The sequence below is a fragment of the Mesorhizobium sp. M0778 genome, assembly GCF_040320105.1.
In the GTDB taxonomy this organism is placed as follows: Bacteria; Pseudomonadota; Alphaproteobacteria; order Rhizobiales; family Rhizobiaceae; genus Mesorhizobium.
In genome coordinates, this window is record NZ_JAMYPA010000003.1 from 259,100 (window position 1) to 278,039 (window position 18,940).

Sequence of the window (18,940 nt, forward strand, 5' to 3'; positions counted from 1 at the left end):
ATGCTGCATTCCGATGCCGAAATCCGCCGCCGCATCGATGCGCTCGGCCCATGGTTCCACAATATGGAGCTGGCCGGCGTGGAAACGGCTCCCGATCATTTCCTCGGCAATTACCCGCTGATCAAATGGCGCAAATTCGCCGACGCCATTCCCGCCGATCTTTCCGGCAAGGCGGTGCTCGACATAGGCTGCAATGCAGGTTTCTACTCTATCGAGATGAAACGCCGCGGCGCCGGTCGCGTGCTCGGCATCGACTTCGACGAGGCATACCTTGCGCAGGCGCGCTTTGCCGCTGAGGTTGCGGACTGCGACATCGAATTCCAGCAGCTCTCGGTCTACGACGTTGGCGCGCTGCGTGAGCGGTTCGACATCGTGCTGTTCATGGGAGTGCTCTACCATTTGCGCCATCCCTTGCTCGCTCTCGATCTGATCCGGGAGCACGTTGCCGACGACCTGATGATTTTCCAGTCGATGCAGCGCGGCAGCACCGACGTGCCGGCACTCGAGCAGAATTATCATTTCTGGACGCACGACCTGTTCGACCGGCCGGAGTTCCCAAAGCTGCATTTCATCGAGCATCGTTATGCCGACGACCCGACCAACTGGTGGATTCCCAATCGCGCCTGCACCGAAGCCATGCTGCGCAGCGCCGGCTTCGAGATCGTGCTGCAACCCGAGCAGGAGGTCTATTTCTGCCGCACCGCCGACGTACCGGCCGGCGGCGGCGCCATCTACCCGTCGAAAGGACAGATAAATGATTGAAGCCGCGATGATCTGGAACGAGCCAAACAACAAATCCCACTGGGATCCAGAGCTCGATCCCGACTGGAGCCGCTTCGCCAACATGGCAATCCTGGCCGCCGACGCGATAGCGTCGGAGAATCCGGCCTTGACCAAGGTCCTTGGCGGCATCTCGCCGATCGACGCCGCCTTCATAACACGGATGCAGGAATTCGGCGTGCTCGATCATGTCGACGCGGTCGCCGTGCACGGCTTTCCGCTCGACTGGAACCTCTGGCAGATCCACGAATGGCCGCAGAAGATTGGCGAAATTTCGGCTGTCACCGATCTTCCGGTATGGGTCAGCGAGGTCGGCGTGTCGACCTTCGGTGCCGAGGAGGTACAGGCCTGGGGCCTGCGCCGGACAGCGGAACTGCTGATCGGCAACGCACCGCGCATCCAATGGTATAGCCTCTACGACCTGCCGCGCGAATGGGAAGCGACGACGCGCCATCGCGAGGCGGAAGGCTCTTCCTACTACCGCCATTTCTACATGGGCCTGCTGCGCCAGGACGGCACGCCAAAGCCCGCGCTCGAGGAATTCCTGCACCACGCGCCGGCAATGGGACTGGTGCAGTGGTTCCATTTCGAAGATCACCGGCTGGATGACGCCGTCGCCTGGATGAAACGGCTCGGCGTCACCAATCTGCGCACCGGGCTTTCCTGGGCCGACAGTTTCAGGCCGAACGCACTTGACTGGTTCGACCGGCAAATGGAGGCGTTGGCCGACTTCGACGTGACGGTCACCTTCTGCTTCACGCCGGAACACCGCGGAATGATGCCGCACCACGCCAGCCCGCCGCTGGTGCCGGCGGAATTCGCCGAATTCTGCGCGGCAATGACGCGCCGCTATGCCGGCAGCATCGCTGCCCCTTCCGCCGGCAGGCAGCGCGCCTCCGCAGCGTGAGGAGCTTCGGCTCGCCAGCCATGACGCTCACCGTCCTCAACGTCGCCTATCCCCTCGCCCCGGTCGGGCCGGATGCGGTCGGCGGCGCCGAGCAGGTGCTGTCGATGCTCGATCAGGCGCTCGTACAGGCCGGACACCGTTCGATCGTGATTGGCTGCCAGGGCTCGAGCGCTGCCGGCACTCTCATCGAGACGCCGGCCGAACCGGCTGTGCTCGATGAAGCGGCGAAGCGCCGGGCCCAGCGTGCTCATCGCGCAGCAATAGCTACCGCGCGCGCCCGTTGGCCAATCGACGTGGTACATTTGCACGGCATCGATTTCGACGCCTATCTGCCGGGCGATGGGCCGACATTGGTGACCTTGCATTTGCCGCTCGACTGGTATCCGGCCGACGCTCTCAATCCGGCGCGGGAGGACCTGTGGCTGCATGCGGTATCGGCGGCTCAGCAAAGAACCGCGCCGCCGGGCGCCAGGCTGATCGGGCCGATTCCCAACGGAGTGGACGTCGACGCGCTGAGCGAGCCGCAGGCCAAACACGAGTTTGCGCTCGTGCTCAGCCGCGTCTGCCCGGAAAAGGGCATCCATCTGGCGCTGGACGCAGCCAAGAAGGCCGGTGTGCCGCTGGTCGTCGGCGGAAAAGTCTACCCCTACGAAACCCACACCGCGTATTTTCGCGACGAGGTCGAACCCCGGCTGGACGACCGGCGCCGCTTCCTTGGTCCCCTCGGCCTTGTCGCCAAGCGGCGCCTGCTCAACACAGCCCGCTGCCTGGTCATCCCGAGCCTTGCCGCGGAAACCAGTTCGCTCGTCGCCATGGAGGCGCTCGCCTGCGGCACCCCCGTGGTGGCCTTCCCGAATGGCGCACTGCCGGATGTGGTCGAGCACGGCAAGACCGGGTATCTGGTCGGGGATGTCGACGAGATGGCGGAAGCCATCGTTGCCGCGTCCGGCCTGGATCCCGAGACCTGCCGGGCCGAGGCGCGGCGCCGCTTTTCACTCGACCGCATGGTCTCCTCCTACATGGACGCCTATCGGGCGCTGGCACGGCTCGGCACAGACAGCGGACAGCTCGCGGCGGCGAAGTGAGCGGGACATGCTCCGCAGCGAGATCATCGACGATGCGGCGGGCCTCGAAGCCCTCGGGCCACACTGGTGGGAACTCTGGTCGCGCAGTCCCTCGGCGACGCCGTTCCAGTCTCCCGCATGGCTGGTGCCGTGGTGGCGGACATTCGCTCCTGGTGAGCTTGCGACGGTCGCCGTCTGGAGTGGCGATGACCTGGTCGGCCTGGCGCCACTCTATCTGGAACACCGGGAAGCTGGCGCGCGATTGCTTCCGCTTGGGATTTCGTTGAGCGACTATCTGGACCTCCTTTGTCTTCCCGAGATCGCCGAACCGGTCGGCGCCGTCATCGCCGGCTCGGTTCTTTCCATCGGCTGGTCACAGTGGATCTTGCCGGATCTGCCGACCGACGGTGCCGGCCTCGCCATCTGCCATGCCGCGCTCGAAACAAGCCAGGCTGTCAGCCACGCTGCTTGCCCGGTGCTTTCCCTCACGGGCGATGAGACGCTTCTCACCTGTGTTCCGGCGCGGCGACGGCGCCAATTGCGCCGCGCCCATAGAGCCGCTTCGAGACGTGGCCGGGTCTCCATCGAGCCCGTTTTGTCCGATCCGCAGACATTCCTCGATCATTTGATCCGCCTTCACCGCGCGCGCTGGGCCGGACACGGCGACGGCGTCCTGTCCGACAGCCGGGTGGAAGAATTCCATCGTCAGGCGCTGCCGCAGCTGGTTGCTCAGGCACTTGCCCGATGCTGGCTTGTCGCTATCGGTGGCGCGATCGTGGGCGCTTATTACGGGTTTCATCATCGAGGCCGCGCTTACGCTTACCTCGGTGGCTTCGATCCGGCCTATGCGGAGGAAAGTCCCGGCGCGCTGCTCATCGGCCAGGCGATAAGCCAGGCGATCTGCGAAGGCGCGGAAGACTTCGATTTTCTGCGCGGGCAAGAGGCCTACAAATACAGCTGGGGCGCCGTCGACCGGTGGACGCTGCGCAAGATCTGGACGCGGAGCAAAGGGCGGTGAACGCGACCCGATCGAGATCTCGGCGGGCGACATCAGCAACACAGGTGCTGGAGGAGTGCATGGCAGATGGTGCCGGCGTCGAAGCCGTCATCGCCAGGCTGGCTCTCCGTTTCGAGACAGGAATCGACGCCGTAGAACTGGCGACGATTGCGCAAAATATGCACTCGGCCGACCCGCGAAAGACGGCGAAACTACAGCGGATTGCCGGCCTGCTTCAGCGCAGGCCCGAGATCTTCGCCACGCTGCGCAAAACAGGTGCTGCGGTTCGGCACGAACGCGGGGAGGACGAGACCGACGATGCGGTGGTCAAGCGGCTGGCGGCAGGATTTGACGCGGCGGCGGCGATCTCCCCGGCGGCGAGCGTCCAGCTGTCGTCGCTGGGCAATGAGGAAAAGCTCTCGGCCGCGACGGCTGAGATCGTCGCATGGCTGGAGAGGCGAGGCTTTACCGGCACTGACCGCGACATACTGGACATCGGCTGTGGCATCGGTCGGTTCGAACAGGCGCTCTCCGCTCTATCGCACCGGATCGTCGGCATCGACATATCCGTGGCGATGATCTCGATCGCCCGGCGGCGATGCGCCGGGCTCGGCAATGTAGAATTCCGCCCTACCCGCGGTTTCGATCTTGCCGATTTTCGCGATGCCAGCCTCGATCGCGTGCTGGCCGTCGACAGCTTTCCCTATCTGGTGCTGGCCGGCCTCGCGGAACGGCACTTCATGGAAATCGCCCGCGTGCTGAAGAGGCCGGGCATCGCTGTGCTTTTGAATTATTCCTATCGCGGACAGCCGGCGCTGGATCGCGCCGACGTTCGTAACTTCGCCAATGCAAATGGCATGCAAGTCCTCGTCGACGGGGAAAAGCCGTTCCGGCACTGGGACGGCGATGCCTTCCTGCTTACGATTTCCGGCGGAACATTGCGGCCCAACGCTGGTTCGGATGCCGAACGGGAAAAGCCGCTCGACAGTATGAAGGAGGACAAGATGGCGTCCGGCAGCAAGAAGCACATCGGCCGCGGCAGTCACGGCAAAGGCGCTGGCGCTGGCGCGATGACCGATCTTCCCAAGGACAAGATCGGAGAGAACGCCGTTCTGTCCAACAGAGACAAGAAGCAGCACACCAAGGAGCGTGGGCTCGACGGCAATCGGGTCAAGTCCGAGCAGTACCAGGATCATTCAGCGGATCGGCGGCCTGAAAACTGATCGTTGCGGCGGCATGTGGCTTGCAGCCGGCGAGCAATTGAAACGCAGCGAGAGCCCAACTGCTGACCAAGCTGTGCAAGGACCGAAGCCGGTCGCATGGAATAGCCTGCAAATTCTTGCAAACTCGCACTGTTGCCACCAGAGTGAGGTGAAGGGACCAACATTTGCCAAGAGAACGCGATGTCTCGCTCAAGGGAAGATTCCGTCAGCACGCGTGCCGATCTGACGATAGACCGGGAAATCGCTTCTTTGCTTGCGGCCATCGAACAGGAAATGGTTCCTGACCGGCTGACCAAACTTGCGATCGAATTGCAGCACGCGCTTGTGGAAAGACGATTGCGCCAAACCAGCAACTAACGTCACATGTATATTAGCGGCGCCTCTCGGCTTCGAAGTCCAGTTGTCCTTCGGACAGGTAGCTGCGCCTTTCCATCAGCGTTTGCGAGGAACTTTCGCCAAGGTATTCCAGCACGCCGGCGCGTGCCCTGTTGAGCCGGCTTTTCACCGTTCCGACTGCGCAACCGCATATTTCGGCCGTTTCCTCATAGCTGACGCCCAGCACGCCTATCAGCATCAGAACCTCGCGCTGGTGCTCGGGAAGGCTCTGGATGGCCTGGTGGACTTCCTTGCCCTGTACCGACCATTCCTGCGTCGCTTCCGAGATCGGCCGCAGCGAAGCGCAGTCGAGCAGGCCTGGCGCTTCCCTCACCGCGGCTCTGACACGCGTGTAGTAGGTGTTGCGCATGATGGTGAACAGCCATGACTTCATGCGCGTTCCAGCTTCGAACTTGTCGATGTTGGCCAGTCCCTTGGTCAGCGTCTCCTGGACCAGGTCGTCGGCATCATCGGGAGTGCGGCAGAAGGTGCGGGCGAAAGCCCTTAAAGCGGGTATGAGGTGGACGATGGAAACTTCTTCGGTTTCGCGGGTCGCGAAGGCGTAGGCTGTGGGTGGCAATGGTCCAGCTCCCGTCCAGAATGAGTTCGTGAGCGCAGACCAGTTAAATGCATTGGGCGAAAGATCGTTCCGGTTGGCGAAAATCACCTGGCTCCAGAAACCGGAGGGGCTTGGCTGGGCGATCCAGCCGACGGCGATATTTTTGACGGAACAACCACCGGTGTCGCGGAGTTCGAATCGAGGTCTGCGAAAATCCGGGGCGCCGCTACTGGCGCGAGCCTTGGCCGCCACCTCAAGGACAGCCCGCCACCTCAAAAACAGGAGGAATCCATGACAGGAAACAAGCACGTTAAAGGCAAAACGCCGGCCGATAGCGACCTCGCCAACGATCCCGGCATCGGCAGTTCCAAGGGTACGATCAAGGAGGGCGACCGGCTCGATCAGGGCGACAACACGTTCGAAGGTGATGTCGAGAACGACACCACGCCCCAAGGCGGTATCAATCCCCGGCAGAAGATGCGGACCAACAAATAATGGCACGACCGGCCGCCGCACGATCGAACAAACCCGCTGCAACCCGTGCAGCAATCCCGCGTTAAAGAGCATCGGCCTCTGTCCGTCCCGAGCGTTGATGCGACAGGCTCTTTCGCGGAGACACAGATGACAAAAAAATCGTTTGGCCGCCCCGTTCCAATTCTCGTCGGCCTTGGTTTCCCTCGCCATGTCGAAAATGTCTGGCAGGCCTATGACGTCTTGAACGAATGGCCGAGCCGCGGCCCGGCGCACAAGGCGGCGTTCGACGCCTGTCGCGCCGGGCTGGCTAACGAGGTCGATACCCAGACGGTGCGCGCGGCGTTCGAAGCATTCGCCCGCAAGGCGGGCATTCTGGCGCACGATATGACGACCGAAACACCAGCACGCATTACAACACCTGCGAAGGCTCACGACGTTTGGCTAAAACGCCCATCGGACGGCCCTCCAGACCCTGGAGAAACCCAGCTTACTTGAAGCGGCCAGCTTGCTTGAACCGGGAGGAATACGGTGCTGAGAATAGAGTTCGATACTCCTGTTTGCATCTATTTCGGCAAGCCTGGGCGATCGCGATTGGTCAGTTCCGTTTTCGAAGCATTATATTGCCTGAAAAGCGAGAAATGGCCGGCGCGCAACGCGCCGCTGTCGCTGATGGCGGCAGATTTATTGAATCGCGCCCGGACCGGTGAAATCACGGCCGCCAAAGCCCGCCAAGCATTTGTCGACGCCGCTTGGGAGGCGAACATTCTTGTCGAGGGCGAGCCGCATGATGCGCATGCCCCGACAGCCTTCATGTCCGACATCGAGTGAGCCGGCAGGCTGCCTCCCGGCAGTTCCGTCCAGCGCCAGCTTATCACGAATGGCTGGCGTTCTCGGCCTTTTTCTCGCGCTGCTGCCTGAGGACCTCGTCGGTTCCGACGAGCTTCTTCGATCCGCCGGGGATCGCGGTGGAGACGACCGACGGCGGGTCGCTCGCCGGGAAAGAATCCTCCAGACCAGCCTGCAACTGGTCTTCCAGCGTCTGCGGCTCTTCAGAGCGGCCGGGAGTCCTTCGAGTATCTACGTTCTCCAGCGGCTGTGTCATATCCGGTGACGACTTGACGTCTCGAATCCAGCCATAGAGCTGTTCGATGGCAAATTCCTTCATCGTGTCGAAATCGGCTTTCTCGTCACGCGATGCTTCGATTTGGTCGACCATGGTCTTCTCGAAACGTTCGAGGCTATCGCTTCCGCAGGCCCGGCAGAGACGCACCAGCGCCTCGCGCAGTATGAGGGGCGCAAAGTGCGCCGTTGCCTCAAGCCTGAGCTGCTGCAAACGCTCTGGGGTGGCGGCTTGGAACTTCGACATGTTCGACCTCTCGCCTTGTGGAGCATGTCAACGAAAATTGTCGATGGATGTTCCATAAGGGCGGCCGCCGGTGCCATCGCTCGATCCTCAGCGGTGTGCGCCACCACCGAGTGCCATGCGGACACCGAGGCCGACAACGAGGCAGCCTGCCACGCGGCGCTGCCAGAGCCTTACCTTCGGTCGTTTCATAATCCAGGCCCCGAAGGTGCCGGACGCGAGCGCATATGTGCCTAGCACCAGCGCACCGGTCATTTTCTGTGTGCCACCGAGCAGCAGCAATTGCAGCGTGACCGATCCGCGAGCAGGATCGACGAACTGCGGAAGGAATGCCACCATAAAGGTTATCGGCCAGGGATTTATCAGATTGGCGATCATTCCTTCACGCGCGGCCGCAAGCGGTCCGACATTGCGCGGCTCGTCGACGGCGACGCTATCCGACCGTAATAATACCATACGCGATCCAAGCCAAACCAGATAGGCTGCGCCCGCCCAGCGAAGCATCGCAAAGGCAAGGGGCGATGCCTGGAGCAGTGACGATATGCCGAGGGCAAGGAGCGGCAACTGGACCATTCCGGCGCCGAGGGTCATGCCCAGAACGGTGAACAGGGCAACGTCCCGGCCCTGTCCGACGCCACGCGCCATCACCAGCAGACTGTCAGGCCCTGGCGGCATCTGCATCAGGATGACCGTCCCGCCAAAAGCCGCCCACGACGCGAGATCCATGCCGCTACTTCGACCCGGTTTCGTAAGACGGCTTCCCGCCACCCTTCAACCGGCCGGCATCTCGCATCATCTTGAGCGCTTCGTCCCTGGTCAGGCCACACCTGCGGGCAAAGAAATTGATCTCATAGACCTGCTCGGTCGAGAGGCAATCTTTGGCTTGCACTCTTCGCTTGTGTTTGCGTCCACTCATACACGCTGGATCCGGTATAACTTAGCCTTCCCAACTCACATCGGGCCAGCCGGTTCCCCACGGCTTCGTCGCTTCCGCTGGTTTTCAGGCGCCGTCGGGCCGGCCGACCTTGTCCTTGAGTTCGTTCAGGAATGCGAGCAGCGCGTCCTCTGGATCGTCGGCATCCTCGGTCAGCATATCGATGCCCCAGCGTCCGAGGACGGCCTCCTGGACGATGCTTGGCTGCGGCATGAAGATGAAGGATTTTGGCCGATTCTTCTCATAACCGGACCGGCGCCAGGTCTGCCAAAGCCTGTGCAGCAGCAGACGGATGTTCATATCGGACATGCTGTAGCCGATGAACAGGATGGTACGCCCGAGCGCGTCGGCGCGAAACTTCACGTCGAGCGCCGAATCGAACGAAAGCCGGTCGAAATAGTCGGTCTCCGCCAGGACTAGGGATTTGTCGTCGTCGAAATCGCCGTGGAATTTGATGATCTGGGTGACCTCGCCTGTTGTCTTGGGCAAGTCCTTTGCATTGGCCACTTTCACAAAGGGCCGGCCATGGATCTCGAAGGCAACCTCGAGGTTGCGATCATAATTGGTGGTGTAGATGATCGGAAAATCGAGCGACACGATAAGCTTGTGGATCGCCGAGCCCCGCACTTTTTCCCGCGATACGCTCCATTCGCGATCCATCCAGCTGCGCAAAGGGCCGAGGCTCCCCTGCTTCAGCCGGTAATATTCGGCAAGGGCCTGATAGTTGGCCTCCGGTGCGCCGATCATGTCCTCGTCGAGGCCGAGCTCGTTTTGCATGTGCTCGATGAGCTTTTGCCAGGACGGCAAGCCGACGCTCATCGACACTCCGGCTCCAACGAACAAGATCGCTCGTCGCTCTTTCACCGATTGAGCCAGTTGCTCGACTGCAGACAGCATCCGACACAACTGCGAACAGCGCCCTCCGTTCCGGCCGAGCCCGGACCACCGCGGGAATAACTCCAATTTGCGGTTGAATGAGAACGCCAGGATCAACTATCCCGAGCGCCGGCCGCCGAGTTTGGCCGACGGAATCCGACATTTATTTCATTCCATTTGGCACTTCTGCGCCTCTCGCGCGTTGGGAGTGTTCAACAAAGACGGCGCAGCTAATGGATCGCCATCGGATTGTCTCAGTAGCATTATGTCTGTTCCTGCTTACAATCGGCGCCGTCCAGCAAAAGGCTTGGGCTCAAGCACCTTGCCCGGCCGACCATGACAAATTGCTGGCCGCCCTCAAGGCCAACGTCAAAGCCAGCGGCGGCCCCGGCAATGGCGGCTTCGATACCAATGAATGGGCGGCAATCGTGGCTCGCGACGGAACTGTCTGCGCCGTCGCCTTCAGCGGGCCTACCGCCGACGCCCAGTGGCCCGGCAGCCGACTGATCGCCGCCGAAAAAGCCAATACGGCCAACGGGCTCAGCCTCGCGCAGATGGCTTTGTCCACCGCGAACCTCTACGCGCCGGTGCAGCCCGGCGGTCCTCTATTCGGCCTCCTGGCCACCAATCCGGTCAATCAGGCGGCTGCCTATGCGGGCGATCCTTCTACGTATGGAAGCTCCAGCGATCCATTGCTGGGAAAGCCCATCGGCGGTGTCGTCGTGTTTGGCGGTGGCCTGGCTCTCTACGACGGCAAGGGGATCGTCGGGGCCCTCGGGATAAGCGGCGATTCCTCTTGTGCCGACCACAATGTCGCCTGGCGGGTGCGGGCCGCACTCGGGCTGGACAAGGTACCGGCCGGCGTCAACCCAAACCGCAAGGACGCTATCATTTTCGACCTCGATCCCGGCGGCAAGAGCGCTTCCGGCTGGGGCCATCCATTGTGTGCCGGAACCGAGGCGGACGTAGCCGCAGAGCTTGGCGCCGGTGTCGGCGGGTCGATACGCTAATGAGGCAAGTGCGACAGGTGGCAGCGAAAACCAGTGTGTCAGCCAAAAGGGGAGAAAGGCCAATGGCTGCGATGCTGGGATGGACGCTGCTGGCAGGCTTCGCGCTAGTTACCACGGCGGTTGCTCAGTCAACGTCAAGCTTTGCGATAAATCCGCCGTCCGCGGCTGCTCCGCCCGACGACGGCCAGTGGGCGATGCCGGCAAAGAACTACGCCTCGACCCGCTACAGCGAACTTGCGGAAATCACCGAGGACAACGTCAAGAACCTGCAGGTGGCCTTCACATTCTCCACTGGCGTCAACAAGGGCCAGGAGGCTGCGCCCCTGGTCGTCGGCAACACGATGTACATCGTGACGCCGTTTCCCAACATCCTCTACGCGCTTGACCTTACCAAGCCCGGCGCGCCGATGAAGTGGAAATTCGAGCCCAATCCCGAGCCTGCGGCGCAGGGCGTTGCCTGTTGCGACGTGGTCAACCGCGGTGCGGTCTTCTTCGACGGGCGCATCTATTTCAACACGCTCGACGGCCATACCATCGCCGTTGATGCAGCCACCGGCAAACCGGTCTGGAACACCCATATCGGCAACATCAATATCGGCGAGACCATCACCATGGCGCCGCTGGTGGTCAAGGGCAAGGTGCTGGTCGGCAATTCCGGCGGCGAAATGGGCGTGCGCGGCTGGATCAAGGCGCTTGACGCCGGCGACGGGCACGTCGTCTGGACGGCCTACAACACCGGCCCGGACGCCGAGGTGCTGATCGGCCCCGATTTCAAGCCGCATTACGACATGGACAAGGGCAAGGATCTCGGCGTGACGTCATGGCCGCCCGATGCGTGGAAGATCGGCGGCGGCAATGTGTGGGGCTGGATCTCCTATGATCCGGATCTGAACCTTATCTTCCACGGCACCGGAAATCCCGGCCCGTGGAATCCGGATCTGAGGCCCGGCGACAACAAATGGACCGCCGGCATCTTTGCCCGCGATCCCGACACCGGCGCAGCCAAATGGTTCTATCAATGGACCCCGCACGACCTCCATGATTACGACGGCATCAACGAGCAGGTGCTGCTCGACATGACTTGGCAGGGCAAGCTCCGCAAGGTCCTGGTCCGACCGGAACGCAACGGCTATGTCTATTTGCTGGACCGCACGACGGGGGAGGTATTGTCGGCGGTGCCGTTCGGGCCTGTCAATTCCAGCAAGGGCGTCGACCTCAAGACCGGCCGGCTGATTGTAAATCCCGACAAAAAAACCGGCACCGGTAAGGTCGTGCGCGACATCTGCCCCACCGCATCCGGGCTAAAGGACTGGCAGCCTTCGGCGTTCTCGCCAAAGACCGGCCTGCTCTACATTCCGCACAATAACATGTGCATGGACGAAGAAGGCGTCGAGGTGAATTACATCGCCGGGACGCCCTATGTCGGCATGAACGTGCGCATGATTCCGGGGCCGGGCGGCAATCGCGGCGCTTTCACCGCCTGGGATGTCGCCGCCGCCAAGCCGGCGTGGAGCCTAAAGGAGAACTTTCCGGTGTGGAGCGGCGCCGTCGCCACCGCCGGCAATGTCGTGTTCTATGGCACGATGGAAGGCTGGTTCAAGGCGGTCAGCGCCAGGACCGGCGCGCTGCTTTGGCAGTTCAAGACGTCGTCCGGCATCATCGGCCAGCCGATCACCTATCGCGGCCCAGACGGGCACCAATATGTCGCGGTCCTTTCGGGCGTTGGTGGCTGGGCTGGGGCGATCGTATCCGGCGATCTCGACCCGCGCGACGCCACCGCCGCGCTGGGCTTCGTCAACGTCATGAAGGATCTGAAGGATGTAACCACGCCGGGAGGTACGCTGTATGTGTTCCGGCTGCCTTGAGACGATCGGCCGAGTTGCGCGGCCACGGAGAACGCGACCGCGGCGGCTTGCCGCCGCGGTCGGTGCACTGGCGCTCTCGCTTGTTGCCCCCCTTGCCGATGCGCGCGAATTGAGAATCTGCGCCGATCCCAACAACATGCCGTTCTCCAATGCCGCCAGGGAGGGCTTTGAAAACAAGATTGCCGAACTCGTCGCCGAGGAGCTTGGTGCGACTGTTTCCTACACATGGTGGGCACAGCGGCGCGGCTTTGTGCGCAACACGCTGAAAGCCGGCCTGTGCGATCTGGTGCCCGGCACACCCGCCAATCTCGAAATGCTGCGCACCACCGCGCCCTACTACCGGTCTTCCTACGTCTTCGTGACACGAAAGGATGCGCCGGAAATCACGTCCTTCAACGATCCTCGCCTGCGCGATCTGCACATCGGCGTCCAGCTGATCGGCGACGACGGCGCCAACTCGCCACCCGTCCAGGCGCTCGGGCGCCGCGGCATCGTCGGCCATCTCATCGGCTTCCCGGTCTATGGCGACTATTCCGCGCCGAACCCGCCAGCGCGCATCATCGAGGCGGTGGCGAATGGCGACATCGATGTTGCCGTCGTCTGGGGACCGTTGGCCGGCTACTTCGCCGCCAGGCAAAAAGCTCCGTTACGAATTACGCCGGTTGCGCCGCGTATCGACGGTCCGCTGCTGCCGATGATCTACGACATCTCGATGGCCGTGCGCCGCGACGACGATGCACTGCGCGGTGAGGTAGACGCAGCTATTGCCAAACACCGCGCCGAGATCGATACGATCCTGGCGGAATATGGCGTGCCTCGCCTCGACGGCGCCGGGGCGGCAGTGCGATGAACCGCGGCCTTCCATGCTTGCTGTCGGCGATGCTCGTCCTTGCCGCTTGCCAGCGCGAGGAACGCGACACGCGTCCACAGTCGGTGCTCGGCTCGGGCAACCAACCGGCGGCTGTGACGGCCCTCGAGCCGGGCGGCCAACGGCCGGCCTCGTCCGACAACAAGGCCGGCGTGTTCGAGGCCAACGCGTTCCACCTCAGCGAGGGCAAGCGTCTGTTCAACTGGTTCAACTGTTCCGGCTGCCATGCCAATGGCGGCGGCGGCATGGGCCCGGCCCTCATGGACCAGAAGTGGCTCTATGGCAGCTCGATCGAAAGCATCCACGCCACGATCAGGGACGGCCGGCCGAACGGCATGCCGAGCTTCCGCGACAAGATCCCTGACGACCAGATCTGGGAGCTTGCCGCCTTCGTCCGCGCGCTGAGCGGCAACGCGCCAAAGTCCGCTGCGCCGAGCCGCGACGACGACATGATGCCCCATCCATCCGAAAATCGCCTGCCGGACGCCGCGACGCTGGGGAAGTCGCCGTGAACCGCCTTCTTTGCAGGGTGTGCTGCAGCACAGCCTGCATGCTGCTCCTTGCAGGATGCAGCGGCTGGCAATCCGCGCTCGACCCGAAAGGCCCGGCCGCGGGCGAGCTTGCATGGCTGATCTGGTTCTTCACCGCGCTGTGCACGGCGGTCTGGCTTCTGGTGATGGCCGTGCTGATTACGCCATTGGCCCGGCGCCCGGCGCCGCTCGGCGATCCGCTTGTCCTCGACGCTGCCGCCGAGCGCAGCAAGATGCGAATTGTCGTCGCCGCACTCGCCGCTACCGCCCTGATCCTGGTCGGCCTGACGCTGCTGAGCTACTTCGCTAACCGGACGCTCGCCGCCATCGGCTCGGATGCGGCGCTGACGATCCGGGTGACCGGGCATCAATGGTGGTGGGAGGTGCGCTACGAAAACGATCAGCCGAACCGCATCCTGACGACCGCCAATGAAATCCATATCCCGGCGGGGGAGCCGGTGCGGCTTGTCGTGACCTCGACCGACGTCATCCATTCCTTCTGGGTGCCGAACCTCTCGGGCAAGCTGGACCTCATTCCAGGCCACGAGAACGTTCTCGATCTGAAGGCGGACAAGCCCGGCGTCTATCGCGGCCAGTGCGCCGAGTTCTGCGGCGCGCAGCACGCCAATATGAGCACCTTCATCGTCGCCGAACCCCGGCCCGTCTTCGACGCGTGGCTGAACGATCAGCTGCGGCCGGCGGTCGCTCCTGCCTCTGGCGAGGCAAAAGCCGGCCATGACCTATTCCTCAAACGGCCTTGCGTGATGTGCCACAAGATCGGCGGCACCATCGCCGGCGGTACGGTCGCTCCCGACCTTACACATATCGCAAGCCGGCAGACGCTCGCTGCCGGAACGCTGGCGATGAGCCGCGGCAATCTCGCAGCCTGGATAGCCGATCCGCAAGGGATCAAGCCAGGTGCCCACATGCCCGTAGTGGGACTAAACGGGGACGAGCTGAATGCGATCGTAGCCTATCTCGAGGGCCTGAAATGAGCAGCGCCGACCTAGCCCATGAGCGTGACCTCGCCCAGCAACGCGCCGCAGCACAAAAGGGTGACCTAGCTCCCGAGCACGACGGTCCTCGCGATACCGGCCTCGACGACGCCAGCCTTGACCGCTGGCTGGCGCGGACATGGCAGACGGCACCGGGCATCATCGGTGCGCTCTCGAGCGTCGACCACAAAATTGTCGCGCGGCGCTACCTGATCACCGCCTTCTTCTTCCTGTGCCTCGGTGGCCTCAGCGCCGTTGCCATGCGCATCCAACTGTCGGGGCCGGAGCGCGGGCTGATCGGGCCCGACCGCTACAACCAGCTGTTCACCATGCATGGCGTAACCATGATGTTCTTGTTTGCAGTGCCGATCGTTCAGGCGACTGGCATCTACCTCGTGCCGCTGATGGTCGGCACCCGCAACATCGCCTTTCCGCGCCTCAATGCATTCAGCTTCTGGATTTATCTCTCCGGTGGCCTCTTCGCCTGGGTGTCGTTTGCACTCGACATGGCGCCCGACGTCGGCTGGTTCTCCTATGTGCCGCTGTCCGGCCCTGAATTCGGGCCAGGCAAGCGTTCCGACGTGTGGGCGCAGATGATCACCTATACCGAAGTGTCATCGTTGGCGGTCGCGGTTGCCACCATCGTCACCGTGCTGAAGCAACGCGCGCCGGGCATGTCGCTGGACAAGATTCCGCTCTACGTCTGGGCGATGCTGGTCACCTCCTTCGTGATCGTGTTCGCCATGCCGGCGGTCATGATCACGTCGACGTTCCTGATCCTCGACCGGCTGGTCGGCACCCATATCTTCAATCCCGCCGAGGGTGGCGACGTACTGCTCTTCCAGCACCTGTTCTGGTTCTTCGGCCACCCCGAAGTCTACATCATTTTCCTGCCGGCCACCGGCATGGTGTCCTCGATCATCGCCGCTTTCGCCCGGCGTCCGGTATTCGGCTATCTGGGCATGGTTCTGTCGCTGATTTCGGTCGGCTTTCTGTCGTTCGGCCTGTGGGTCCACCACATGTTCGCAACCGGCTTGCCGAAGCTCGGCGCGAGCTTCTTCACCGCGTCGAGCATGCTGATCGCCATCCCGAACGGGCTGCAGATCTTCTGCTGGCTGGCGACATTGTGGGACGGAAAGCCGATAGTCAGGACGCCGCTGCTGTTCGTGTTCGGCTTCTTCTTCACCTTCGTCGCAGGCGGCCTGACCGGCGTGATGCTGGCCTCGGTCCCATTGGACCTGCAAGTGCACGACACCTATTTCGTGGTCGCGCATTTCCATTACGTGCTGATCGGCGGGTCGGTGTTCCCGCTGCTCGGCGCGACCTATTTCTGGTTCCCCAAGATCACCGGCCGGATAATGAACGAGCGTCTCGGACGCTGGCACTTCTGGCTTGCCTTCATAGGCTTCAATGCGGCGTTCTTTCCGATGCACATTGTCGGGCTGTGGGGCATGCCACGCCGGGTCTACACCTATCCGGCGGAGCTCGGCTGGGGCAACATCAACCTGTTCATCACAGCCGGCGCGGTCGTCCTGTTCCTGAGCTTCGTGCTGTTTACCATAAACCTGGTTCACAGCGCCTTGAGGGGCGCGCCGGCCGGGGACAATCCCTGGAATGCGGGCACTCTGGAATGGGCGACAATGTCTCCGCCGCCTAACTACAATTTCGCCCATATTCCGGTGGTTACACATGCCGAGCCGCTGTGGGCCGAACGCGATACGCTGCCGGTGGCGACTGGGCTTCGTGTCGACGTGCGCGAACTTGTTATTTCGACCGTGGCAGAGGCGCATCCCGATGTGCGCGAGAAGTCGGCGACGCCATCGATCTGGCCGTTATTCGCCGCCCTCGCCGTGGGCGCCACCTTTCTCTATTCGATCTTCAGCCCGTGGGCGGTGGTCTGGGGAGCCGGGCCGATCGCCATCACCTTGATCGGCTGGTTCTGGCCGAAAGGCGATCCGGAGGACGAGGAATGAAACAGCGCCCGGCCGCGGATCTTTCCGAACTCCCGACCTTCGGGCTCGGACCGCGCAGCCCGACTTGGTGGGGCACCCTCGCCTTCATGGCGCTTGAGGGCACTGGTTTCGCGCTCGCCGCAGGCGCCTATCTCTACCTTGCCTACCTGTCCCCCGAATGGCCGCTCGGCGTGCCGCCGCCCAACCATTGGCCGGGCACCATCGTCATGCTGTTGCTGCTCGCCAGCGTGGTGCCCAACCACATACTGAACCGCTACGCCGAAGCCTGTGCCATGGTGCCGGTGCGCATCGGCCTGCTGGTGATGTCGCTGCTCGGCATCGCACCGCTTGTCGTGCGCTGGTTCGAATTTCCAGCCCTCAACATTTATTGGGATACCAATGCGTATGGCTCGATGCTGTGGGTGCTGCTCGGCCTCCACACCACACATCTGATCACCGATGTCGGCGACACGCTGGTGCTGACGGTTCTGATGTTCACGCGCCATGGCTATAGCGGCCGGCGTTTCGGGGATGTGGGCGACAACGTCTTCTACTGGGATTTCGTGGTCGCGACCTGGATCCCGATCTATCTGTTTATTTACTGGACGCCGAGGCTGGGTTGAGATGCGTGCGGTTCGGTACGGAACTTCCTGGGGTGGGCTGTTGTCGGGGCCATTGGCCTGGGCGGTATCGACGCAACTGAACTACGCGGTTGTCGAGTGGCAGTGCGCTCACAGGATTGCGATCATCCCCGTCATTGCGTTGGTGTTGGCGGTGCTGGCCTTGCTCGGCGGCGCGCTTTCGTGGCGGGCGCGACAGCAAGGCGGCGCCGCCTTCAGACCGGAGCGTACGCGCGGCACCGAAGATTTCGTCGCCAATGTCAGTATTCTAAGCGCGGTGCTGTTTACGCTGGTAATCGTCATGCAGGGCGCTGCCTCGCTCATTCTTGACGGCTGCATACGATGAGCTTCGAGGCGCTCTTCTCGACCTCCATCTGCTACGGTGCCGGCGCCCCTCAGGCCGGTTGGACGCTGGCGCTGCCAATTACGCTGCCGTTGGCAGCGATCGCACTGCTTTACACCGCTGGAGCCGCTCGGTTGTGGCGGCGGAGTGCTCGCAGCCGCCCGTTGCGGCTGTGGCAAGCCCTGCTGTTCGCGGCCGGCTGGGTCATTCTGGCAGCAGCGCTGGTCAATCCGCTCCATGCATTGGGTGAGCGCGTTTTCACCGCCCATATGATCGAACATGAGCTGCTGATGGCGGTGGCGGCGCCCTTGCTGGTCGCCTCCTGTCCGGCCGCGGCGATGATGTGGGCATTGCCGATCAAGCTGCGGCAGGCGCTGGGCACAGCCGGGCACGCCAAGATGCTGCGAGCGGTTTGGGTCGCCATCAGCCGCCCTGCAGCCGCCACCGTCCTGCACGGCGTCGCGATATGGGCGTGGCACGTTCCGGCCCTGTTCGAGGCAGCGCTTGGACAGGGTGCCCTGCACTATGCGCAACATGCCAGCTTCCTCGGTAGCGGCCTGCTGTTCTGGTGGGTGCTGCTGCCGCGCCCCGGCCGCGAACAAGCCTATGGCAGCGCGGTCATGCACCTTTTCTTCACCTCGCTGCACACCGGCCTGCTCGGAGTGCTGCTGCTGGTCTCGCCAAGGCTGTGGTACCCGGAAAACGCCGCCGGCGCAGAATTGTGGAGCCTTAGTCCGCTCGAGGACCAGCAACTCGCCGGTTTGGTGATGTGGGTTCCGGCCGGCCTGATCTATGGCGGCGCGGCGTTGCTGCTGGCCGGCCTGTGGATCCGCTCGAGCAGCCGAAAGGAGGCGCCGCATGCGCTTCACGCTGTCTAAAGCCATAATCGGCGCTGCGGTAATTGTCGTGCTCGTTGCAGCCCTGGCCGGGATTGCGTTGTACTTCGAGCAAAGCCGTCGGGTCGAGCAGAAGGCCGACGATGCGACCGGCGGTGTCGGCGCCCGCGCCATACCGATCATGATGGCCAATGGCTGCGCCGGTTGCCACACCATCACCGGCGTTCCCGGAGCGCAAGGGCTGGTCGGCCCGCGCCTCGACGCCAGCTTGGCCAACCGGGTTACGTCGGCGGCGTCTTGTACAACAAGCCGGAAAACTTGATCCGCTGGATCCGTGCGGCAAGGGAGATCAGCCCGCATACGGCAATG

General features: G+C 62.9%; 24 protein-coding genes and 1 pseudogene. 20 read left to right on the forward strand and 5 right to left on the reverse strand.

Translation table 11 applies throughout. The features are described from left to right. The 7 genes and pseudogenes from NKI22_RS06850 to NKI22_RS06880 all read left to right on the forward strand — a co-directional run bounded on the left by NKI22_RS06850 (position 1) and on the right by NKI22_RS06880 (position 5,328). Positions 1–762: a TIGR04290 family methyltransferase gene (locus NKI22_RS06850; protein WP_023716617.1), complete on the forward strand. Its 762-nt coding sequence runs from the start codon at positions 1–3 to the stop codon at positions 760–762. Then, positions 755–1,687, forward strand: a complete 933-nt coding sequence (locus NKI22_RS06855; RefSeq protein ID WP_023716616.1) for a glycoside hydrolase 5 family protein — start codon at positions 755–757, stop codon at positions 1,685–1,687. The genes NKI22_RS06850 and NKI22_RS06855 overlap by 8 nt, the downstream gene beginning before the upstream one ends. A 20-nt stretch (positions 1,688–1,707) precedes the next feature. After that, the gene (locus tag NKI22_RS06860; RefSeq protein ID WP_352810366.1) at positions 1,708–2,772 is read left to right on the forward strand and encodes a glycosyltransferase family 4 protein; all 1,065 of its coding nucleotides are present in this window, start codon (positions 1,708–1,710) and stop codon (positions 2,770–2,772) included. A 7-nt stretch (positions 2,773–2,779) separates the two neighbouring features. After that, on the forward strand, positions 2,780–3,769 hold the full coding sequence (locus NKI22_RS06865) for a GNAT family N-acetyltransferase (RefSeq protein WP_352715888.1): 990 nt from the start codon (positions 2,780–2,782) through the stop codon (positions 3,767–3,769). A 158-nt stretch (positions 3,770–3,927) separates the two neighbouring features. Then, a pseudogene (locus tag NKI22_RS06870) lies at positions 3,928–4,485 on the forward strand (class I SAM-dependent methyltransferase); the annotation flags it as partial. Positions 4,486–4,752: 267 nt separating this feature from the next. Beyond that, positions 4,753–4,971, forward strand: a complete 219-nt coding sequence (locus NKI22_RS06875) for a hypothetical protein (protein WP_023717099.1) — start codon at positions 4,753–4,755, stop codon at positions 4,969–4,971. Positions 4,972–5,151: 180 nt separating this feature from the next. Next, entirely contained in the window at positions 5,152–5,328 is a 177-nt protein-coding gene (locus NKI22_RS06880) for a hypothetical protein (protein ID WP_352937239.1), read from the forward strand. Positions 5,329–5,341: 13 nt separating this feature from the next. On the opposite strand, the gene NKI22_RS06885 is transcribed toward NKI22_RS06880, so the two are convergent. Beyond that, positions 5,342–5,926, reverse strand: coding sequence for a sigma-70 family RNA polymerase sigma factor (locus NKI22_RS06885; protein WP_036244131.1), 585 nt, complete (start codon positions 5,924–5,926; stop codon positions 5,342–5,344). Positions 5,927–6,196: 270 nt separating this feature from the next. Between NKI22_RS06885 and NKI22_RS06890 the strand changes: the two genes are divergently transcribed. From NKI22_RS06890 to NKI22_RS06900, 3 genes are all read left to right on the forward strand, one after another. Continuing rightward, positions 6,197–6,400, forward strand: a complete 204-nt coding sequence (locus tag NKI22_RS06890) for a hypothetical protein (protein ID WP_023716611.1) — start codon at positions 6,197–6,199, stop codon at positions 6,398–6,400. 126 nt (positions 6,401–6,526) lie between these two features. Next, on the forward strand, positions 6,527–6,874 hold the full coding sequence (locus tag NKI22_RS06895; RefSeq protein ID WP_352715892.1) for a DUF982 domain-containing protein: 348 nt from the start codon (positions 6,527–6,529) through the stop codon (positions 6,872–6,874). 33 nt (positions 6,875–6,907) lie between these two features. Continuing rightward, complete coding sequence (locus NKI22_RS06900; RefSeq protein WP_084642356.1) at positions 6,908–7,207, forward strand: DUF982 domain-containing protein; 300 nt, start codon at positions 6,908–6,910, stop codon at positions 7,205–7,207. Between the two features lie 43 nt (positions 7,208–7,250). On the opposite strand, the gene NKI22_RS06905 is transcribed toward NKI22_RS06900, so the two are convergent. From NKI22_RS06905 to NKI22_RS06920, 4 genes are all read right to left on the reverse strand, one after another. Continuing rightward, complete coding sequence (locus NKI22_RS06905) at positions 7,251–7,745, reverse strand: hypothetical protein (RefSeq protein ID WP_023716608.1); 495 nt, start codon at positions 7,743–7,745, stop codon at positions 7,251–7,253. Positions 7,746–7,832: 87 nt separating this feature from the next. Next, complete coding sequence (locus NKI22_RS06910) at positions 7,833–8,468, reverse strand: LysE family translocator (protein ID WP_352715896.1); 636 nt, start codon at positions 8,466–8,468, stop codon at positions 7,833–7,835. Between the two features lie 4 nt (positions 8,469–8,472). Beyond that, positions 8,473–8,631: a hypothetical protein gene (locus NKI22_RS06915; RefSeq protein WP_352810369.1), complete on the reverse strand. Its 159-nt coding sequence runs from the start codon at positions 8,629–8,631 to the stop codon at positions 8,473–8,475. Between the two features lie 111 nt (positions 8,632–8,742). Beyond that, positions 8,743–9,573, reverse strand: a complete 831-nt coding sequence (locus NKI22_RS06920) for an SIR2 family NAD-dependent protein deacylase (protein ID WP_023716605.1) — start codon at positions 9,571–9,573, stop codon at positions 8,743–8,745. Between the two features lie 323 nt (positions 9,574–9,896). Here NKI22_RS06920 and NKI22_RS06925 point away from each other — a divergent pair, with 323 nt between their 5' ends. From NKI22_RS06925 to NKI22_RS06970, 10 genes are all read left to right on the forward strand, one after another. After that, positions 9,897–10,562, forward strand: coding sequence for a heme-binding protein (locus NKI22_RS06925; RefSeq protein WP_502897684.1), 666 nt, complete (start codon positions 9,897–9,899; stop codon positions 10,560–10,562). Positions 10,563–10,624: 62 nt separating this feature from the next. Next, on the forward strand, positions 10,625–12,427 hold the full coding sequence (locus NKI22_RS06930) for a methanol/ethanol family PQQ-dependent dehydrogenase (RefSeq protein WP_280940404.1): 1,803 nt from the start codon (positions 10,625–10,627) through the stop codon (positions 12,425–12,427). After that, positions 12,408–13,277: a substrate-binding domain-containing protein gene (locus NKI22_RS06935; RefSeq protein WP_352482827.1), complete on the forward strand. Its 870-nt coding sequence runs from the start codon at positions 12,408–12,410 to the stop codon at positions 13,275–13,277. The genes NKI22_RS06930 and NKI22_RS06935 overlap by 20 nt, the downstream gene beginning before the upstream one ends. After that, positions 13,274–13,807, forward strand: a complete 534-nt coding sequence (locus NKI22_RS06940; RefSeq protein WP_352638931.1) for a c-type cytochrome — start codon at positions 13,274–13,276, stop codon at positions 13,805–13,807. Before NKI22_RS06935 ends, NKI22_RS06940 begins: the two co-directional genes overlap by 4 nt. Positions 13,808–13,845: 38 nt before the next feature. After that, entirely contained in the window at positions 13,846–14,820 is a 975-nt protein-coding gene (gene coxB, locus NKI22_RS06945) for a cytochrome c oxidase subunit II (protein ID WP_352482828.1), read from the forward strand. Further along, a complete protein-coding gene (gene ctaD / locus NKI22_RS06950; protein WP_352638929.1) occupies positions 14,817–16,793 on the forward strand; it encodes a cytochrome c oxidase subunit I in 1,977 nt (658 codons plus the stop codon). Before coxB ends, ctaD begins: the two co-directional genes overlap by 4 nt. Further along, complete coding sequence (locus NKI22_RS06955; protein ID WP_352482830.1) at positions 16,790–17,395, forward strand: cytochrome c oxidase subunit 3; 606 nt, start codon at positions 16,790–16,792, stop codon at positions 17,393–17,395. The genes ctaD and NKI22_RS06955 overlap by 4 nt, the downstream gene beginning before the upstream one ends. 40 nt (positions 17,396–17,435) lie before the next feature. Next, positions 17,436–17,738 carry a hypothetical protein gene (locus NKI22_RS06960; protein WP_352958317.1) on the forward strand — a complete coding sequence of 101 codons (303 nt, stop codon included), beginning with the start codon at positions 17,436–17,438 and terminating at the stop codon, positions 17,736–17,738. Beyond that, positions 17,735–18,613 carry a cytochrome c oxidase assembly protein gene (locus tag NKI22_RS06965; protein ID WP_352482832.1) on the forward strand — a complete coding sequence of 293 codons (879 nt, stop codon included), beginning with the start codon at positions 17,735–17,737 and terminating at the stop codon, positions 18,611–18,613. The genes NKI22_RS06960 and NKI22_RS06965 overlap by 4 nt, the downstream gene beginning before the upstream one ends. After that, on the forward strand, positions 18,594–18,893 hold the full coding sequence (locus tag NKI22_RS06970; RefSeq protein ID WP_352958319.1) for a hypothetical protein: 300 nt from the start codon (positions 18,594–18,596) through the stop codon (positions 18,891–18,893). Before NKI22_RS06965 ends, NKI22_RS06970 begins: the two co-directional genes overlap by 20 nt. Positions 18,894–18,940: the final 47 nt, after the last annotated feature.

Coding starts and splice junctions, on each gene's coding strand:
- NKI22_RS06850 (WP_023716617.1), top strand. CDS start 1: ATGCTGCATTCCGATGCCGAAATCCGCCGCCGCATCGATGCGCTCGGC.
- NKI22_RS06855 (WP_023716616.1), top strand. CDS start 755: ATGATTGAAGCCGCGATGATCTGGAACGAGCCAAACAACAAATCCCAC.
- NKI22_RS06860 (WP_352810366.1), top strand. CDS start 1,708: ATGACGCTCACCGTCCTCAACGTCGCCTATCCCCTCGCCCCGGTCGGG.
- NKI22_RS06865 (WP_352715888.1), top strand. CDS start 2,780: ATGCTCCGCAGCGAGATCATCGACGATGCGGCGGGCCTCGAAGCCCTC.
- NKI22_RS06875 (WP_023717099.1), top strand. CDS start 4,753: ATGGCGTCCGGCAGCAAGAAGCACATCGGCCGCGGCAGTCACGGCAAA.
- NKI22_RS06880 (WP_352937239.1), top strand. CDS start 5,152: ATGTCTCGCTCAAGGGAAGATTCCGTCAGCACGCGTGCCGATCTGACG.
- NKI22_RS06890 (WP_023716611.1), top strand. CDS start 6,197: ATGACAGGAAACAAGCACGTTAAAGGCAAAACGCCGGCCGATAGCGAC.
- NKI22_RS06895 (WP_352715892.1), top strand. CDS start 6,527: ATGACAAAAAAATCGTTTGGCCGCCCCGTTCCAATTCTCGTCGGCCTT.
- NKI22_RS06905 (WP_023716608.1), bottom strand. CDS start 7,745: ATGTCGAAGTTCCAAGCCGCCACCCCAGAGCGTTTGCAGCAGCTCAGG.
- NKI22_RS06910 (WP_352715896.1), bottom strand. CDS start 8,468: ATGGATCTCGCGTCGTGGGCGGCTTTTGGCGGGACGGTCATCCTGATG.
- NKI22_RS06920 (WP_023716605.1), bottom strand. CDS start 9,573: ATGCTGTCTGCAGTCGAGCAACTGGCTCAATCGGTGAAAGAGCGACGA.
- NKI22_RS06930 (WP_280940404.1), top strand. CDS start 10,625: ATGGCTGCGATGCTGGGATGGACGCTGCTGGCAGGCTTCGCGCTAGTT.
- NKI22_RS06935 (WP_352482827.1), top strand. CDS start 12,408: ATGTGTTCCGGCTGCCTTGAGACGATCGGCCGAGTTGCGCGGCCACGG.
- NKI22_RS06940 (WP_352638931.1), top strand. CDS start 13,274: ATGAACCGCGGCCTTCCATGCTTGCTGTCGGCGATGCTCGTCCTTGCC.
- coxB (WP_352482828.1), top strand. CDS start 13,846: ATGCTGCTCCTTGCAGGATGCAGCGGCTGGCAATCCGCGCTCGACCCG.
- ctaD (WP_352638929.1), top strand. CDS start 14,817: ATGAGCAGCGCCGACCTAGCCCATGAGCGTGACCTCGCCCAGCAACGC.
- NKI22_RS06955 (WP_352482830.1), top strand. CDS start 16,790: ATGAAACAGCGCCCGGCCGCGGATCTTTCCGAACTCCCGACCTTCGGG.
- NKI22_RS06965 (WP_352482832.1), top strand. CDS start 17,735: ATGAGCTTCGAGGCGCTCTTCTCGACCTCCATCTGCTACGGTGCCGGC.
- NKI22_RS06970 (WP_352958319.1), top strand. CDS start 18,594: ATGCGCTTCACGCTGTCTAAAGCCATAATCGGCGCTGCGGTAATTGTC.